Source organism: Marichromatium purpuratum 984 (assembly GCF_000224005.2).
GTDB lineage: Bacteria > Pseudomonadota > Gammaproteobacteria > Chromatiales > Chromatiaceae > Marichromatium > Marichromatium purpuratum.
Map to the genome: position 1 here is coordinate 3,120,175 of NZ_CP007031.1, position 15,770 is coordinate 3,135,944.

Consider the following 15,770-nt stretch of genomic DNA (forward strand, 5'->3'; position numbering starts at 1 on the left):
CGATGAAGCTCTATAACCTCTTCCCCCGGCTCTGTGGCCCTCTCGATGAGTGGACGCCCCATCTCGAGCGTGCCGCCGACCTCGGCTTCGACTGGGTGTTCGTCAACCCCATCCAGAAACGCGGCCGCTCCGACAGTCTCTACTCGATCACCGACTACTTCGCCATCAGCCGCGACGTCCTGCGTCCCGGCTCGCGGACCCCACACAAGCGCCAGGTCCGCGCCATGATCACCGAGGCCGAACACCTCGGCATGCGGGTGATGATCGATCTGGTGATCAACCACTGCGCGATCGACGCCAGGCTGGTGCGCAACCACCCGGAGTGGTTCGTGCGCGAGGGCCAGCGGGTGGCCAACGCCGCCTGCATCGAGGCCGACGGCACCCGAGTGGTGTGGGAGGACCTGGCGCAGTTCGACTGGCACCACACCTGCGATCGCGAGGGGCTGTTCGGCTACTGTCTGGAGGTGGTCGAGCACCTGATCGCGCTCGGCTTTCGCGGCTTCCGCTGCGACGCCGCCTACCAGGTCCCGGCGGCGGTCTGGCATCGGCTGATCGAGCACGTCCACCGCGACCACCCGGAGGTGGTGTTCGTCGCCGAGACCCTCGGCTGTTCGCCCGAGCAGACCCGCGAGACCGCCGCTGCAGGCTTCGATGCCATCTTCAACAGTGGCAAGTGGTGGGACTTCGCCTCGCCCTGGCTGCTCGAGCAGTACGATGCCACCCGTGCCCTGGTGCCCTCGATCGGCTTCCCCGAGAGCCACGACACCGCGCGGCTCTATGCCGAGTCCGGCGGCAACCGTCACGCCCTGGAGCAGCGCTATCTGTTCGCCGCACTGTTCTCCGGCGGGGTACTGATGCCGATCGGCTACGAGTTCGGCTTCGCCCGACGGCTCGACGTGGTGACCACTCGAGCCACGCACTGGGAGACGCCCAACCTCGGTCTCAGCGACTTCATCCGCCACGTCAACGCGGTCAAGGACGCCCACCCGGTGTTCCAGGGCGAGGGGCCGGTGCGCATCATCCCGCTCGACAACCCGGCGGTGCTGTTGCTGCACAAGCGCACCGAGGACGGCGTCGGCGAGGCGCTGATCGCGCTCAACAAGGACACCAGCCAACGCCAGTGGCTGCATGTCGACGACCTCTATCGCCACCTCGCGCGCCCGGCGCCGCTGCGCGATTGCTCCTTCCAGTGGGCGATGGACTATCTGCCCACGCCCTTCGAGTTCGAGCTGGCGCCGGGGATGGCGCGAGTCCTGGTCACCGGGGACTGACCCCGTCCTCCACGTCGGGAAAGCGCCAGGTCGCCGGTCCGGTACGCTCGAGCCCGCGCAGCGGGTCGTTCGGTCCGTGGCCATAGCGCAACAAGGCGACCAGGTCGGCGCTCACCCGGGGGTTGGTGGTGAAATAGCCGTGTCCGAAGAAATCGGTACGCCGTCCCTCGTAGCTGATCATGTCGACCCGACCGAAGGTCGCCAGATACCGCTGCGCGCCCGAGCTGATGTCCTTGAGGGTGATCTGCCCCACCCGATCGCGACTGCGGAACAGGATCCGCGAGATCAGCAGGGCACGATCGCGCGGCGAGGCATAGACGGTCAGCCGCCCGGAGAGCAGCTGAGGCAGCGGCCGACCGGCGCGCGCGCCGAGCAGGCCGGGATCGGAGACGAAACCGGTGATCTTCTGCGCGGCCAGATCGATGTCGATGTCCGGTGACATCAGCACCAGATTGTCGATGCGATAGCGCGCGCGCGGATCCTGGCCCTGGGTCAGCGCCTCGATCACCAGCTCGCGCAACGCATCGACCAGCACCAGGGTGCCACGGCTGTGGGCGAGCAACTGGATGCGCTCGAGCCCAGGGGTGGCGGCCAGCATGCGCAGTGTCTTCTTGAGGTGCTCGACGGCGTACTCGGCCGACTCGGTGGTGGCGGTATAGGAGGTCAACAGGTTGCCGCTCGCCGCGGCCGGCCAGGTAAAGATGGCACAGACCGGCTCGCGGCCGAGGAAATGACACAGCTCGGCGGCGGTGTAGGCGGCACTGGCGAAGGTCTCGTTGAAGCCGTGGACATAGAGCAGCAGCTCCTTGCGCGGCGCCGCGGCCAGCCGCAGTCGCAACTGTTGCTGGAGGTCGGCGCGGGCGCGGGCGAAGCGACGCAGCTCGGCCGGATCGAGACGGATCCGATCGGCGTCGTCGCGAACGATGGCATAGGGCTCCTCGGGAAAGCGCCCGAGTTCCTCGACCCGGCCCAGCTCCAGGGTCACCGCTCGGGTGCGCCGCGCCAGCAGGCTCTGGCGCAACAGCCCATCGCCGTCGAGCCCAGAGCCGATCCGCACCCGCGCGGTGCCATAGACCAGCCCACGCAGCCGCCCTTCGCCATAGGGCGCCGTGTCATCGGCGTCGGCGGTGGCGCGGTCGGTGACATAGAGCAGCTCGAGATCACCAGGGTCGCGCGGCGCGTTGGTAAACAGCACCTGCTGCGCCGGCGACTGATAGAGCAACGGGGTCGGCATCAACTCGCGCGCCTTGCCGGCGCAACCGCCGACCAGCACCCCGACCAGCAGCACCTCGCCCATCGCTCGCACCATCCGCATGGTTCGCCTCCGTGCTCGCCGCGCCTCTTTTTCCGGTTGAGTCGAGGATAGACCACAACCATCCGACGCTCCGCCGCACGCACACCTCATGCCACGCGCACGGTTTTATCGACGCGAACAATGGGGTAGATTTCGCTACAGCAGTCATCCACGAAACGAGGACCCGGCGATGGAAGAGGCGGCGCAGCAGATCGAGCTGAAGACGGCACGACACACGATCGCGCAGCTGCGTCTACAGCCCACCGCCGACTGCGTGCTCGGCAGCGCGCCGGAGTGCGATGTCGAGATCCAGGGACCCGAGGTCCGCCCCCGTCACGCCCGGCTGTTCATGCAGCGCGGCGCACTCTTCGCCGAGCCGGTCGATGGAGCGCCGCTGATGGTCAACGGCCGGCCCGTGCAAGGCGCCGTCGGGGTCGGCCAGGGCGACTGGATCGCGCTCGCCGGGGTGTTGGTCCAGCTCTCGACCGACGCGGTCGCACCACTGGCCCCGGCGCCCGGGAGCACCGAGCGCATCGAGATCCTGGTCGGACGCCAGAGCGACTGCGGACTGGTGATCGACTCGCCCCAGATCTCGCGCCATCACGCGCGGGTGTCGATCATCGACGACCAGGTCTGGCTCGAGGACTTGCGCAGCACCAACGGCACCTCGGTCAACGGCGCACCGATCCGCACCCCGGTCACCCTCACCCCCGGCGACCGCGTCGCCTTCGCCAGCTTCGTGTTCGTGTTCACCGGCGCCGCACTCGAGCCGGCCGAGATTGGCAACATGGTGCGGGTGGAGGTCAACGCCCTCACCAAGGAGGTCAAGGATCGCACCACCGGCGCCCCGCGACGGCTGCTCGACGAGATCGACCTGGTGATCGATCCCGGTGAGTTCGTGGTCATCTTCGGCACCAGCGGTTCGGGCAAGTCGACCCTGCTCGACGCCCTCAACGGCCGCCGCCCGGCCACCTCCGGGCAGGTCGCCTACAACGGCGTCGACCTCTACGGCGCCTTCGACCAGTTCCGTTCCGGTATCGGCTATGTCCCCCAGCAGGACATCGTCCATCGCAAGATCCGGGTGATCAGCGCGCTCGGCTACACCGCGCGGCTGCGACTGCCGCCGGACACCTCGCGCGAGGAGATCGCCACGCTCAGCGAACGGGTGCTCGAGCGCGTCGGTCTCAGCGAGAAGGCCCAGCTCGCCGTCGACACCCCGGAGCCGCTCAGCGGCGGCCAGCTCAAGCGCGTCAGTCTCGCCGTCGAGCTGGTGGCCAACCCCAACATCCTCTTCCTCGACGAGGCCACCAGCGGGCTCGACGCCGGCACCGACAAGAAGATGATGCGGCTGTTCGCGCGGCTCGCCGCCGACGGCAAGACGGTGGTCTGCGTCACCCACTCGCTCGAGAACATCGACTGCTGCAATCTCGTCGCCCTGCTCCATCGCGGCTGTCTGGTCTATTACGGCCCGCCCGGCGAGGCGGCCGCCTACTTCGGCGTCGAGCGTCTCTCCGACGTCTACGAACTGCTCGAGCAGGGCGAGGCCGAGCAGTGGCGAACGCGCTATCGCGCCTCGCCGCTCTACCAGACCTATATCACCACGCGCCGCGCGGCCACCCCGGCCCCGGTCGAGGCCCCGCAGCAGGCCAAGGGCGCGCGCGCCAAGCGCCCCGGCACCTCGCTGCGCGCCGGGCTGCGCCAGATGCTCACCCTCACCACCCGTTATGCCGACCTGCTGCTCTCCGACCGGCTCAACCTGCTGGTGCTGCTGCTACAGGCGCCCCTGATCGCGCTGGTGGTCGGGGCGGTGTTCGACATCGGCGGCACCCTGCCCGAGCGCGCCGCCGCCGAGGGACAGGTGACCTTCGTGCTGGTGCTCTCGGCGATCTGGTTCGGCTGCATCAACTCCGCGCGCGAGATCGTCAAGGAGCTGCCGGTCTATCTGCGCGAGCGCTCGGTGACGGTGCGCATCCCCGCCTACCTGACCAGCAAGCTGGTGCCACTGGCGCTGCTCTGTCTGCTCCAGTGCGCCAGTTTCCTCGCCATCGTCACCCTGATGCTCGGCTTCGAGGGGCCTTTCCTCGAGCGTCTCGCCACCCTCTTCCTCGCCGGACTCGCCGCCACCTGCATGGGGCTGGCGGTGAGCGCCCTGGTCAACTCCAACGACAAGGCGATCGCCGCGCTGCCGCTGCTGCTGATCCCGCAATTCATCCTCTCCAATTCGGTGGTCGCGCTCTCCGGGGTGACCGAACAGGTCGCCCGCTTCTCGGTGATCGCCTACTGGGGGCTGGACGCGATGCGCGCGACCCTCGACGAGACGCTGCGCACCCCGCTGCCGGGCAGCGAGAGGGCGTTGATCGAGGTGCAGGCGAGCTGGGACGACTCGATGCTCGCGCTCGGCGGCCTGGCGCTCGGCTTCCTCCTGCTCACCACCCTGTCCCTGAAGCTCAAGGACCGGCGACTGTGAGGCTTGGCGAACACGGATCCTGGGGTTAGAGTGAGGCACTGAACACGCAACGCATCACCCGCACGACCCCAGCAACGAGCGAGACGTGCCGTGGAAGACCCAGAGCTGAAAACCTGCCCCAAGTGCGGCGCCCAGAACCTGACCGCCGAGCTGCCGGGACGCGACTACCGTTGCGGCGACTGCGGACTCGAACTGGCCCATCTCGACACCACGGCACAAGGGGTGATCCGCGGCGTCATCCGCTGGTTGCGCGAACCCGGCGAGGTCATCAACGAGCGCTACCGGGTCAACTCGGTGCTCGGCAAGGGCGGCTTCGGCGTCACCTACCTGGTCGACGACCTGCGTCTGCACGGCAAGCACCGAGCGTTGAAGGAAATCCCCGAGATCCTCTTCGACGAACACGAGACGCGTCTGCTCGGGCGTCTCAGCCACCCCGCCGTCCCCGACATCACCGACCGCTTCACCGACAACGAGATGGTCTGTCTGGTGCTGGAGTTCGGCGGCGATCGCACCCTGCGCGGCGAGCAGGAGCAGCGCGGCGGACGCATCCCGCTGTTCGTGCTGCTGCCCTGGATCAATCAGCTGTGCGCCGCGATCGGCTATCTGCACGACCAGGATCCGCCGGTGGTGCATCGCGACCTCAAGCCCGATAACATCCTGCTCGACGACAGCGGGCGGATCATGCTGATCGACTTCGGCATCGCCAAGGAGGCGGCGCCGGACACCGCCACCCGCACCCTCGGGCGCGCCGCCAGCCAGGGCTTCAGCCCGCCCGAACAGGTGCTCGGCACCGGCACCGATCAGCGCTCGGACGTCTATGCGCTCGGCGCCATCGTCTACAACCTGCTCAGCGGCAAGATGCCGTCAGCGGCCTACGAGCGGGTCACCGGCGCCACCCTGGTGCCGCTGTCGCAGTTCCTCCCGGAGATCCCGCCGGCGGTCGACGCCGCCGTGCTGAAAGCGCTGGAACTCAACATCAATCAGCGCCAGCAGTCGATCGCCGAGTTCGCCGAGGTCTTCGAACAGCTGGCCGGCGGTAACGGCGCCAGCTCGCCGACGGTGGTCGCCACCACCGTACTGCCGCAATCGCCCGGCGGCTTCAGCCCGCCCCAGACCGCCCAGACCGGAGCGCAGATCCACTCACTGCCGCTGCCCACTCATGCCACGGGCGCGAGCGGCCAGACCTCCGTCACGCCCCCGTCCCAGGACAAGAGCGGACAACCGGGCTCCAAGTCGCCGCTCGCCCTGCTCGCCGGCTTGGTGCTACTGGCCGGCGCGGGCGTCGTCACCTGGCTGGTGCTTGACCGGCTCCCTGCCCCCGAGGACGAACCGACTCCGGACACGGCGCAACAGAGCGACACCCCGGACCAGCCCGCGACGCCCACTCCGACCTCCCCCCCGGCAGTTTCCCCGGTGACCGACGAGACCTCGGCGGCTGCAGCAGCGGCAACTGGCACCGCGGCCGCGGCGGCCGCCGCTGCGGGCGCAGGAGCGGCGGCGGCTGGCGCGGGAGCCGCCGCACGCCCTGCGCCCCGCGGCGAACCCAGCGCCCGCCCCACGCCACCGCCACAGACCACCAGCGTCCCCAGCGGCCCGCTGCCGAGCATCTTCTCCGACCAACAGACCGACACCCGAAGCACTCCGACCCGCCGCCCCGGATCGCTGCAAGACCTCTTCGAGCAGCAGCGTGCACCCCAGGTCTCGCAGCCGGTCGTCTCGACTCCCAAGCCCGGGAGCCAACCGCCAAAGGAGCCGGCGCCGTCCGTCGAGCCCGAACCACAACAGCCGGTGGTGGTCGCCAAGCCTCCCCCAGAACCGCCCAAGGCACGGCCCACCCCCAAACCAGCCCCCAAGCCAGCTCCATCGAGTGGCGGCAGCTCGGGATGGGGGTTCAAGTACAAGGGGGCGGAGCGCAGTTACTGACCTCGCCCGCCCCGGACAAGGATCGTTCGTCGCCCATGTCGAGGGACCGGGCGACGGCACGAGTGACGCCACGCCCGGCGTGGCGCTCCCCCCGCGTCGTGTGACACACCTGAGGAGTCGTCCATGCAACCAGCTCGTTCCAACTCCGCCCGTCGCTCGTGGCTGCGCCACGCGCTCCTGGGCTTCACCACCCTGATCCTCGCCCTGACCGGCAGCGCCGCGGCGCTGGCCCAGAGCGGCTACGGCTTCGCCGCTCCCGGTGGCTACGGGCTCAAGATCTACCGCACCGATTATTCGCTCTATCCCTTCGTCCAGGTCTATCTGCGCACCTTCGACTCGGACATGCAGCCGCTGATCAACCTCAACGAACTCAACATCGGGCTGATGGTCAAGGGTCGCCCCTATAACCCGATGAAGCGTCAGTACGGCATCCAGTCGATCCGTCAGCGCGAGGAGGCCACCCGCAGCGTGCTGGTCATCGACGCGAGCAAGACCATGTCCGGCGCACCCTTCGAGGAGACCCTGCGCGCGGCCATCGGCTATATCGAGAGCAAGCGTCCACAGGACGAGATCGCGGTGCTGGCGGTGCGCGACACCAAGCAGGGTTACCAGCTGGTCTCGCAGTTCGAGCGTGACGAGCGGGTGCTCGCCCGCCGTATCGCCGACATCCAGCCCGACGGCATGAAGACCCGACTCTATGACACCATCGGCGCCGGCATGCAGATGTGCGCGATGAGCGCCCAGGGTTCGGTGGTCGGCGGCAACTATGTGGTCTCCTGCTCGTTGGTGGTGTTCTCCGACGGCAAGGACGAGGGCAGCTCGATCACCCGCAACGAGCTGATGACCCGCATCTCCAACCTCGGCGTGCCGATCCCGATCTACTCGCTCGCCTATTCGCGCATCGACCCGAGTCACTTCCAGAACCTCGAGGCGCTGTCGAAGAACTCCTTCGGCATCTACTACCTGGTCGGCGAGACCACCGCGCGCATGCAGCGCATCGTCGAGGAGATCCAGAACATCCTCCAGAGCGACTACGTGGTCACCTTCCGCTCCTACATCCCGGTCGACGGCGAGAACCACAGCCTCAAGCTCGGCGTCGAGTACCCGAGCGGCAGCGGCAAGTACGTCTACGACGACACCAGCTTCGAGGCGATCCAGCCGCCGCCGATCCCGGCGATCCGCTCGGCCATCACCAAGTTCGAGCAGGCCATCCCCAAGCTCCCGGCGGGCCAGACCCCCTACTGGGATGATCCCACGGCCACTCCCGAGGCGGCCCCGGTCATGCCGCAGTGAGGCGTGTCGGTCCGGGCCACATGGCCCGGACCGATCGGCACCACGAGACCGAATCGACAGCAGCGCGAGGAAGCAGATGATGAAAGCACCATATCGTAAGGGTCTGACTGCGGCGGCACTCGCCACTACGGTGGCGGTGAGCGGTTGCCAGACCACCGGCGATACCCAGGACCAGGCCGCCGGCGCCGGCATCGGCGCCCTGGTCGGCGCCGGCATCGGCGCCCTGGTCACCGGTGACGCCCGCGGCGCGGTGGCGGGCGCGGCCATCGGTGGCGCGCTCGGCTGGAGCGTGGTCGCGCTCAACCAGTATCAATCGCGTCAGGTACGCTCGAGTGCCGCCGACAGCCGGGTCTACGGCCTGAGCAAGCCGGTCGAGCGCACCCAGGTCAAGATCCGTCGCGGCTCCAACTCGCCACGGACGGTGGGCCGCGGCCAGTCGGTCGACCTGGTCACCGACTACTCGGTGATGCTGCCGCCGAGCGTCTCGCGCACCTCGGTGACCGAGAGCTGGACGCTGAAAAAGGACGGTCGCTCGGTGGCGCGCCTGCCGGCCAAGACCAGCACTCGCACCGCTGGTGGCTGGGCCGCCCAGGCCGAGATCACCATCCCCAGCGATGTGCCTCCGGGGACCTATGTGATCGAGCACCGCGTCAAGGCCGGGTCGAGCTACGACACCGACGAGTCGACCTTCGTGGTGCGCGGCTGAGCGCGGCACCGACCGGACGATGCCGCTCCACTGGCTGCTCGGACTGGCGCTGTTCGGTGGGCTGTTCGGCGGCGGCGCGGACCAGGGCTGCGCCACCGCCGAGCGGACCATGCAGCGCATCGAGCGCGACTGGCCGCTGCGCGCCTCGGGCGACCCGCTGCGCCGTCACGTCCAGACCCTCGGCGCCCGACTCGGCGCGATCGCCGGGCTCGACACCGCGGTTCACATCCATCTGGTACGCAACCTCGAACCGCTCGCCTTCGCCCTCGGCGGCGGCCAGTTCCTGATCAGCGACGGTCTGATCGCACTGGTCGGCGACGAGGCCCAGCTCGCCGCGGTACTCGCCCACGAGATCTCCCACCAGCGGCTCGGTCACTTCTGCGCCGCCCCCGACTCGGCCGACCAGCGCATCGACCTCGGCGCCGTCGTCCAGCACTTCGACCTGCAGCGCGAGATCGCCGCCGATCGGGCCGCCGAGACGCTGCTCGCGCGCGCCGGTCTCGACCCCGGCGCCATGGCCGGGGTGCTCGTCTGTCTGCAGCAGGGTCACGGCGCCAGTGCTCAGCTCAGGGCGCGGATCGACGCACTCTCCCCGGCGCCGCCGCCCCACCCCGAGTACGACTCGCCCGCCTTCACCAGGCTACGCGCACAACTCGTCGACGAACTCGACGGGCTGTGGTCGGAGAGCGGCGGCTGTCGTCCACGCTGAGTGCCGCCTGATCACTCAGCGCAACAGATCCTCTCGCCGGCGCTCGAACTCATCGTGCTCGATCTCACCGCGCGCATAGCGCGACTCGAGGATGCGCAGCGCCTCCTCGCTGGCGCACCCCTCGCGACCTCGACCATCGCGGCGCCCGGCGCGCAGCGCCCAGACCACGCCCAGTGCCACCAGGATCCAGAAGACCCAGCCCAGCCCACCGGGCAGCCAACCGTGATGCATCATGCATTGCTCCAGATTCGTCATTCTCGATCATTCGACGACACAGCCACCGCCAGCGTCGATCAACAGCGACGGGGGCGATCACGCATCGGCGCAAGCGGGGCTCGGCACCGGCCGACAGGCGTCACGCGCCCGAGGTGTGCTGCCGGCTCAGTCGTCGCATCGCTGCTGTTCGACCAGCTCCTCGAGCAGACGTTCGATGTTGGTCATGGCTGCTCCCAGCACGAGCGCATCACCGGCGGCGATAGCGCCGCCGCTGCCATCGACGCCGCCCTCTCATCGACCGACAGTGGCGCGGCGAACAACAGCGCGAGAGTCACGGGCGCCCGGGCACGAGACGCGTTGTAGACATCATCTCCGCCTTCTTCGAGCACTGACTGAAGCATGCGCCGGACACACCTCGACACGGGGCGACGGGACTTCCCGACGTCCCCGAACACTGGGCGCGGCCGACGCCGATTCGACCCGACGGGTGCCTGTGGGGCGAATGGGGGTCAGGCGGGGGCGTGGTGGTACAGCCAGAAACGATGCAGGGCGGCGACATTCTGGGCGCAGAGCAGCGGCATCGCCGCCTCGAGCAGCTCGGGTTCCCAGTCCCACCAGGCAATCTCGAGCAGCTGCTCGATCTCCTCGGCGGTGAAGCGGACCCGGATCGGACGCGCCGGATTACCGCCGACGACGGTATAGGGCGGCACATCGCGGCTGACCAGGGCGCGGCTGGCGACGATGGCCCCGTCGCCGACCCGCACGCCGGGCATCAGCATCGCCTCGCTGCCGATCCAGACATCGTTGCCGATGACGGTGTCACCGGCCGGGACATAGCCATCGAGCGCCCCGGCGAAGGGCGTGTCGGCGCGATAGAAGAAGGGATGGGTGCTGATCCAGTCGCTGCGATGCCCCTGGTTGCCGGCCATCATGAACACCGCACCACTGCCGATCGAGCAGAAGCGCCCGATGATCAGGCGGTCGACATCGTCGCGATCGGGATCGAGATAGCGCACGCACTCCTCGAAGGAGTGATGGTGATAGTGGCCCGAGTAGTAACTGTATTCGCCGACCTCGATATTGGGGTTGCTGACCTGCTCGCGCAGTGGCTTGCCGGCGAAGGGGCTCTCGAAATGGTTGCGCATCCTGACGCTCCGATCCATGACGCACGCGACACGAGATGCGTCGACTCGCTGAGGTCTCCGAGTGTAACCGCCCGTCGCGCCGCGCTGCTATCATCGACGCCCAGGCCCAGCCGCAGCCAGAGCGCGTCATGATCCCCCGCCCCTTCGAATACCGCTTCACCGTCCAGCTGCACGACACCGATGCCGCCGGACGCCTGTTCTTCGCCCATCTGTTTCGTCATGCACACGACGCCTACGAGGCGCTGATGCGCGAGATCGGCCAGCCGCTACCGCCGATGATCGCTGCGCAGACGCTGCTGCTGCCACTCACCCACGCCGAGGCCGACTATCTGCAACCGATGCAGCACGGCGAGCAGATCAGTGTCGAGGTCGAGGTGCTGGAGCTGCGCCAGCGCGCCTTCAGCCTCGGCTATCGCTTCCTCGATGCCGACGGACGCCTCGCCGCGCGGGCGCGCACGGTCCACGTGCAGATCGCCCTGGAGCCGGGGAGCGCGCGCACCCTCGCCCCCGAACTGCGCGCGGCCCTCGAACCCCACCTCACCGCCGCATCGACCGAGTGAGGACACCCGGCGCCAGCGGCCAGCGGCCAGCGGCCAGCGGCCAGCGGCCAGCGGCCAGCGAGATTGAACTGCAAAGACGCCGAAGAGTCACCAGCCCCCGGCCAGCAAGGAAGGATCGGTGGCTTGCCTTCAACCGCCATGATCGACCGAAACCTCCACTGGCGGCTGCTGGCTGCTGGCTGGTGGCTGAAAGCTGACGACTGACCTCAGCGCCCCGGCAGCGGGCATTTGCGCCCGTCCTCGTCGACCCGCACGAAGGTGATGCAGGTCGAGAAGATCTCCTGTTCGGCGCCAGTCTCGAGGTCGTCGGCGAAGACGCTCACGGCATAGGTCAGCGAGCTGGTGCCACGGCACGACTCGACGGCCTCGAAGCGCAGCACCACGCCCTCGCGCACACTGCGATGGAACTCGACCCGATCCATCCCGACGGTGACCAGGCGACAACCGGGATTGTCGCGACTGGCGGCGATCCAGCCGATCTCGTCGACCCACTGCAACAGAAAGCCACCGAACAGATAGCCGTAGTGATTGAGATGTCCGGGTCTGACGACCTTGTAGTTCTCCATAGCGTCCCTCGATGAAACAAAACCTTCAAAAAACCGCGTTTAACTGCGCTGGATCTATATAAAGCCCCGCGCGACTTGGGTATTTTTCGCCCCCGCATTCGCTGATGAGCTGTCTCGAGGGGAGAACATGTCCGACACCGCGGCCCTGGGCTGGATCGACATCGTCGTCATTCTGACCTATCTGTTGACGACCGCCTATCTCGGCTGGCTCGGTTATCGCGGCACCCGCTCAGCGGCCGACTTCCTGGTCGGCGGACGTGGCACGCATCCGGTGGTGATGGCCATCTCCTACGGCGCCACCTTCATCTCCACTGCGGCCATCGTCGGCTTCGGCGGGGTCGCCGGGCTGTTCGGCATGAGCCTGCTATGGCTGGTGTTCACCAACATCGCCGTCGGCATCCTGCTCGCCTTCGTGCTGCTCGGCGAGCCGACCCGCCGACTCGGCCACCAGCTCGGCGCCCACACCTTCCCCGAGCTGCTCGGCAAGCGCTACGAGAGCCGCGCCATCCAGCTCTTCTCCGGCGGGCTGATCTTCCTCTTTATGCCGCTCTACGCCGCGGCGGTAATGACCGGCGGCAGCGTCTTCGCCGCGACCCAGTTCGGCATCGACTTCGAGGTCGCGCTGCTGGTCTTCGCACTGATCACCGCCGCCTATGTCATCCCCGGCGGGCTCAAGGCGGTGATGTACACCGACACCCTGCAGGGGCTGGTGATGGTCGGGGCGATGGTGTTCCTGCTGATCTTCACCTATTCCTCGCTCGGCGGTGTCAGCGAGGCCCACCAAGCGCTCACCGACATGGCCGATCTCGCCCCGGCACCGCTACAGGCGATCGGGCACCGCGGCTGGACGGCGATGCCCGAGTTCGGCTGGGGCTCGCGCCAGTACGATCTGTGGTGGATCGTGGTCAGCGGCATCATCCTCGGCGTCAGCATCGGCGTGCTCGCCCAGCCGCAGCTGGCGGTGCGCTTCATGACCGTGCGCAGCCGCCGCGAACTCGATCGCGCCGTGCCGGTGGGAGCCGTGTTCATCCTGTTGATGGTCGGCACCCCCTATCTGGTCGGCAGTCTGTCGAACGTCTGGTTCGCCCAGAACGGTCCCGAGATCCACGGCCAGCTGGTCGAGACGCTCGAGGGCACGCGCGATCACGCCCTGGTCCAGCCGATGGTGCAGGACGCCACCGGCCACTGGTCGATCGACCCGGCGCGTGACCCGGTGCCGCTGATCGTCGCCAGCCGCGATCCCGCACAGGATGCCAGCGGCGCCACCTTCACCCTGCTCGGCGGGCGCTCCACCGCGATCACCGCCGTCGGCGGTGACGCCGATCGCATCATCCCGGCCTATATCAGCGCTGCGCTGCCGCGCTGGTTCGGCGTGGTCTTCCTGCTCGCGCTGCTGGCCGCGGCGATGAGCACCATGTCGAGCCAGTTCCACACCATCGGCAGTGTCGCCGGGCGTGACCTCTACGAGGGCAGCGGACGTGGCCGGGATCGCGAGCCGAGCCTCATGGTGATGCGCCTGGCGGTGATGCTGGGGCTGCTGATCGCCGTCACCATCAGCTACGCGGTGCGTCAGGAGTACGTGGTCGCGCGCTTCACCGCGATCTTCTTCGGGCTGTGCGCGGCGAGTTTCCTGCCGGCCTACTTCGGCGCCCTGTTCTCGCACCGGGTGACCCGTGCCGGGGCGCTTGCCTCGATGCTGGTGGGCATGGGCGTGTCGCTGTTCTGGCTGGTACTGGTCAAGTCCAAGGAGGCTGCCGCCATCGGCCTGGTGCAGCGGCTCACCGACGGTGAGACCAGCCTGCTCGCCGGACACCCCAACTGGCCGATGGTCGACCCGGTGCTGATCGCGCTGCCGGCGGCCACCCTGACGCTGATCCTGGTGAGCGCGCTCACCCGCCCACCCGAGCCCGAACACCTGGCCCGCTGCTTCCCGGCGCGCGCCGCCCGAGACTGAACACCGGTCGCCACCATCACCCGGCGCCCCGGACGACGCAACGACGCCCGGCCCGACCGGGCTGGCAGGAGAAGACGCATGCTCGGCATCGAAGACCCCTGGGTATGGCTCGCCTACCTCGGCAGCATCCTGGTGACCCTGATCTGTCTGTTCTACGGCTGGATTCGACGCAACGCCGCAGACGACGAACTCACCCCCACCGACCGCCTCTGGGCACTCGAAGAACAGCAGGTGGAAGATGCGCTGCGCTAGACTCACCCGCCCTCTCGCCGCACTCGCGGCGTTGCTGCTCGCAACCCAGACCCAGGCGGCCAACGACGCCTTCGACTGGGGCGCCGATCTCAGGCTGCGCCAGGTCTTCATCGGCAACGTCGGCTTCAACAGCGACAGCCCCACCGCCGAGCGCAACTTCCAGCGTTATCGCGCCCGGCTCTGGGGCGGCTACGAGATCGACCCCGGCGCGCGTCTCGACGCCCGACTGGTCTGGGAGGGACGTCACTATCTGCTGCCCACCCCCGGTGACTGGCCACTGCCCGGATTCGAGCGCAACTACAGCGGCGGAGTGCTCTTCGATCGGCTGGTGTTCACCCTCGAGGAGCCGGGCGGACTGCCGCTCACCCTCAAGCTCGGTCGTCAGGACCTGATCTTCGGCAACGGCTGGCTGGTGTTCGAGAGCAGTCCCTTCGACGGCTCGCGCTCGATCTATTTCGACGCCGCCCGCGCCACCCTCGCGCTCGCCGGCGACACCCAACTCGATCTGGTCTACATCGACCAGAGCGCCGATACCGGGCGCTTTCCCCAGGCACTCAACGGCGGGGTCGAGGACCAGATCGAGCAGCACGAGAGCGGTGTCATCCTCTATGCCCGCAACCGAGCGCTGATCCCCGGCGCCGACCTCGACGGCTATTTCATCTACAAACACGCCCGTCCCAACGACACCCCGGGCAACCTGCGCTTCAACAACGGCTATCCCTTCACCTCGCCCGCCGACAGCGGCGACGTCTATGCCGCCGGCGCACGCATCGACACCCCACTGGCCGAGCGCTGGCGGCTGCGTGCCGAGGGCGTCTATGAATGGGGCACGCGCAACGGGCGCGATCTCGACGCACTCGGGATCAACACTCGGCTGACGCTGGACCTCGGCGACGGACTCGACAGCAAGCTCCATCTCGACTACGAGTACCTCTCCGGCGACGACCCCGACAGCACCGGCGACCAGGCCTTCGACCCGCTGTGGGGGCGCTGGCCGCAGTGGAGCGAGCTGATGATCTACCAGTGGCCGCTCGAGACCCGAGTCGGCGAGGCGAGCAACCTGCATCGCGCCAACCTCGGCTGGATCGCCCAGTTGCTGCCCTCGACCCGCCTCACCCTCGATTATCACGCCCTCTGGGCCGACCAGCGCAGCACCCGCAGCGCCGCGCAGCTGGCCAACATCAGCGGCGCGGGCGACTTCCGCGGCCATCTGTTCACCGCCTGGCTCAAGACCCGGTTCAACGACCATCTCGCCGGTCACCTGATGGCCGAATACCTGCAACCGGGCGATTACTACGCCGCCCACCGCCGTGACAACGGCTACTTCGTCCGCGCCGAACTCACCCTGAGCTGGTGAGGGTCGCGCCCCCTTGGTTGCTGCGACGCAACAGGGGGACCGATAATGCAACCAGAA

Annotated in this window: 14 protein-coding genes; 10 read left to right on the forward strand and 4 right to left on the reverse strand. The window is 68.3% G+C overall.

What is annotated here, in order from left to right; all coding sequences use genetic code 11:
• Window positions 1–2: 2 nt before the first annotated feature.
• Window positions 3–1,271, forward strand: coding sequence for an alpha-amylase family glycosyl hydrolase (locus MARPU_RS13550; protein ID WP_005221282.1), 1,269 nt, complete (start codon window positions 3–5; stop codon window positions 1,269–1,271).
• Here MARPU_RS13550 and MARPU_RS13555 read toward each other — a convergent pair.
• Window positions 1,258–2,586 (reverse strand): alpha/beta hydrolase, encoded by a 1,329-nt coding sequence (locus tag MARPU_RS13555; RefSeq protein ID WP_005221281.1) that lies wholly within the window; start codon window positions 2,584–2,586, stop codon window positions 1,258–1,260. The two genes, MARPU_RS13550 and MARPU_RS13555, sit on opposite strands and share 14 nt — an antisense overlap.
• 169 nt (window positions 2,587–2,755) lie before the next feature.
• Between MARPU_RS13555 and MARPU_RS13560 the strand changes: the two genes are divergently transcribed.
• The 5 genes from MARPU_RS13560 (at window position 2,756) to MARPU_RS13580 (ending at window position 9,663) form a co-directional block, all read left to right on the forward strand.
• Complete coding sequence (locus MARPU_RS13560) at window positions 2,756–5,032, forward strand: FHA domain-containing protein (protein ID WP_005221280.1); 2,277 nt, start codon at window positions 2,756–2,758, stop codon at window positions 5,030–5,032.
• A 90-nt stretch (window positions 5,033–5,122) separates the two neighbouring features.
• Window positions 5,123–6,955, forward strand: coding sequence for a protein kinase domain-containing protein (locus MARPU_RS13565; RefSeq protein WP_005221279.1), 1,833 nt, complete (start codon window positions 5,123–5,125; stop codon window positions 6,953–6,955).
• A 123-nt stretch (window positions 6,956–7,078) separates the two neighbouring features.
• Entirely contained in the window at window positions 7,079–8,248 is a 1,170-nt protein-coding gene (locus tag MARPU_RS13570) for a vWA domain-containing protein (RefSeq protein ID WP_005221278.1), read from the forward strand.
• A 76-nt stretch (window positions 8,249–8,324) separates the two neighbouring features.
• Window positions 8,325–8,954: a glycine zipper domain-containing protein gene (locus tag MARPU_RS13575; protein ID WP_005221277.1), complete on the forward strand. Its 630-nt coding sequence runs from the start codon at window positions 8,325–8,327 to the stop codon at window positions 8,952–8,954.
• A 19-nt stretch (window positions 8,955–8,973) separates the two neighbouring features.
• Window positions 8,974–9,663: a M48 family metallopeptidase gene (locus MARPU_RS13580; protein ID WP_005221276.1), complete on the forward strand. Its 690-nt coding sequence runs from the start codon at window positions 8,974–8,976 to the stop codon at window positions 9,661–9,663.
• 15 nt (window positions 9,664–9,678) lie between these two features.
• Here the strand turns inward: MARPU_RS13580 and MARPU_RS13585 are convergent, their stop codons facing one another.
• Both MARPU_RS13585 and catB read right to left on the reverse strand, forming a co-directional pair.
• On the reverse strand, window positions 9,679–9,897 hold the full coding sequence (locus MARPU_RS13585) for an SHOCT domain-containing protein (RefSeq protein ID WP_025275358.1): 219 nt from the start codon (window positions 9,895–9,897) through the stop codon (window positions 9,679–9,681).
• A gap of 491 nt (window positions 9,898–10,388) precedes the next feature.
• Window positions 10,389–11,024, reverse strand: coding sequence for a type B chloramphenicol O-acetyltransferase (catB, locus tag MARPU_RS13590; protein ID WP_005221273.1), 636 nt, complete (start codon window positions 11,022–11,024; stop codon window positions 10,389–10,391).
• Window positions 11,025–11,059: 35 nt separating this feature from the next.
• Here catB and MARPU_RS13595 point away from each other — a divergent pair, with 35 nt between their 5' ends.
• Complete coding sequence (locus tag MARPU_RS13595) at window positions 11,060–11,584, forward strand: acyl-CoA thioesterase (protein WP_232229476.1); 525 nt, start codon at window positions 11,060–11,062, stop codon at window positions 11,582–11,584.
• A gap of 206 nt (window positions 11,585–11,790) precedes the next feature.
• Here the strand turns inward: MARPU_RS13595 and MARPU_RS13600 are convergent, their stop codons facing one another.
• Window positions 11,791–12,150, reverse strand: a complete 360-nt coding sequence (locus MARPU_RS13600) for an acyl-CoA thioesterase (RefSeq protein WP_005221269.1) — start codon at window positions 12,148–12,150, stop codon at window positions 11,791–11,793.
• A gap of 127 nt (window positions 12,151–12,277) precedes the next feature.
• On the opposite strand from MARPU_RS13600, the gene MARPU_RS16820 reads away from it, so the two are divergent.
• The 3 genes from MARPU_RS16820 to MARPU_RS13610 all read left to right on the forward strand — a co-directional run bounded on the left by MARPU_RS16820 (window position 12,278) and on the right by MARPU_RS13610 (window position 15,713).
• Window positions 12,278–14,104, forward strand: coding sequence for a sodium:solute symporter family protein (locus MARPU_RS16820; RefSeq protein WP_005221267.1), 1,827 nt, complete (start codon window positions 12,278–12,280; stop codon window positions 14,102–14,104).
• A 78-nt stretch (window positions 14,105–14,182) separates the two neighbouring features.
• Window positions 14,183–14,356 (forward strand): symporter small accessory protein, encoded by a 174-nt coding sequence (locus tag MARPU_RS17925; RefSeq protein WP_005221265.1) that lies wholly within the window; start codon window positions 14,183–14,185, stop codon window positions 14,354–14,356.
• Window positions 14,343–15,713 (forward strand): alginate export family protein, encoded by a 1,371-nt coding sequence (locus MARPU_RS13610; RefSeq protein WP_005221264.1) that lies wholly within the window; start codon window positions 14,343–14,345, stop codon window positions 15,711–15,713. The genes MARPU_RS17925 and MARPU_RS13610 overlap by 14 nt, the downstream gene beginning before the upstream one ends.
• The last annotated feature ends 57 nt before the right edge of the window (window positions 15,714–15,770 follow it).

Bases quoted from the DNA above. Each gene is read 5' to 3' on its own strand.
- MARPU_RS13550 (WP_005221282.1), top strand. From the start codon at position 3: ATGAAGCTCTATAACCTCTTCCCCCGGCTCTGTGGCCCTCTCGATGAG.
- MARPU_RS13585 (WP_025275358.1), bottom strand. From the start codon at position 9,897: ATGATGCATCACGGTTGGCTGCCCGGTGGGCTGGGCTGGGTCTTCTGG.
- catB (WP_005221273.1), bottom strand. From the start codon at position 11,024: ATGCGCAACCATTTCGAGAGCCCCTTCGCCGGCAAGCCACTGCGCGAG.
- MARPU_RS13575 (WP_005221277.1), top strand. From the start codon at position 8,325: ATGATGAAAGCACCATATCGTAAGGGTCTGACTGCGGCGGCACTCGCC.
- MARPU_RS13570 (WP_005221278.1), top strand. From the start codon at position 7,079: ATGCAACCAGCTCGTTCCAACTCCGCCCGTCGCTCGTGGCTGCGCCAC.
- MARPU_RS13555 (WP_005221281.1), bottom strand. From the start codon at position 2,586: ATGCGGATGGTGCGAGCGATGGGCGAGGTGCTGCTGGTCGGGGTGCTG.
- MARPU_RS13600 (WP_005221269.1), bottom strand. From the start codon at position 12,150: ATGGAGAACTACAAGGTCGTCAGACCCGGACATCTCAATCACTACGGC.
- MARPU_RS13595 (WP_232229476.1), top strand. From the start codon at position 11,060: ATGCGTCGACTCGCTGAGGTCTCCGAGTGTAACCGCCCGTCGCGCCGC.
- MARPU_RS13580 (WP_005221276.1), top strand. From the start codon at position 8,974: ATGCCGCTCCACTGGCTGCTCGGACTGGCGCTGTTCGGTGGGCTGTTC.
- MARPU_RS13560 (WP_005221280.1), top strand. From the start codon at position 2,756: ATGGAAGAGGCGGCGCAGCAGATCGAGCTGAAGACGGCACGACACACG.
- MARPU_RS17925 (WP_005221265.1), top strand. From the start codon at position 14,183: ATGCTCGGCATCGAAGACCCCTGGGTATGGCTCGCCTACCTCGGCAGC.
- MARPU_RS16820 (WP_005221267.1), top strand. From the start codon at position 12,278: ATGTCCGACACCGCGGCCCTGGGCTGGATCGACATCGTCGTCATTCTG.
- MARPU_RS13610 (WP_005221264.1), top strand. From the start codon at position 14,343: ATGCGCTGCGCTAGACTCACCCGCCCTCTCGCCGCACTCGCGGCGTTG.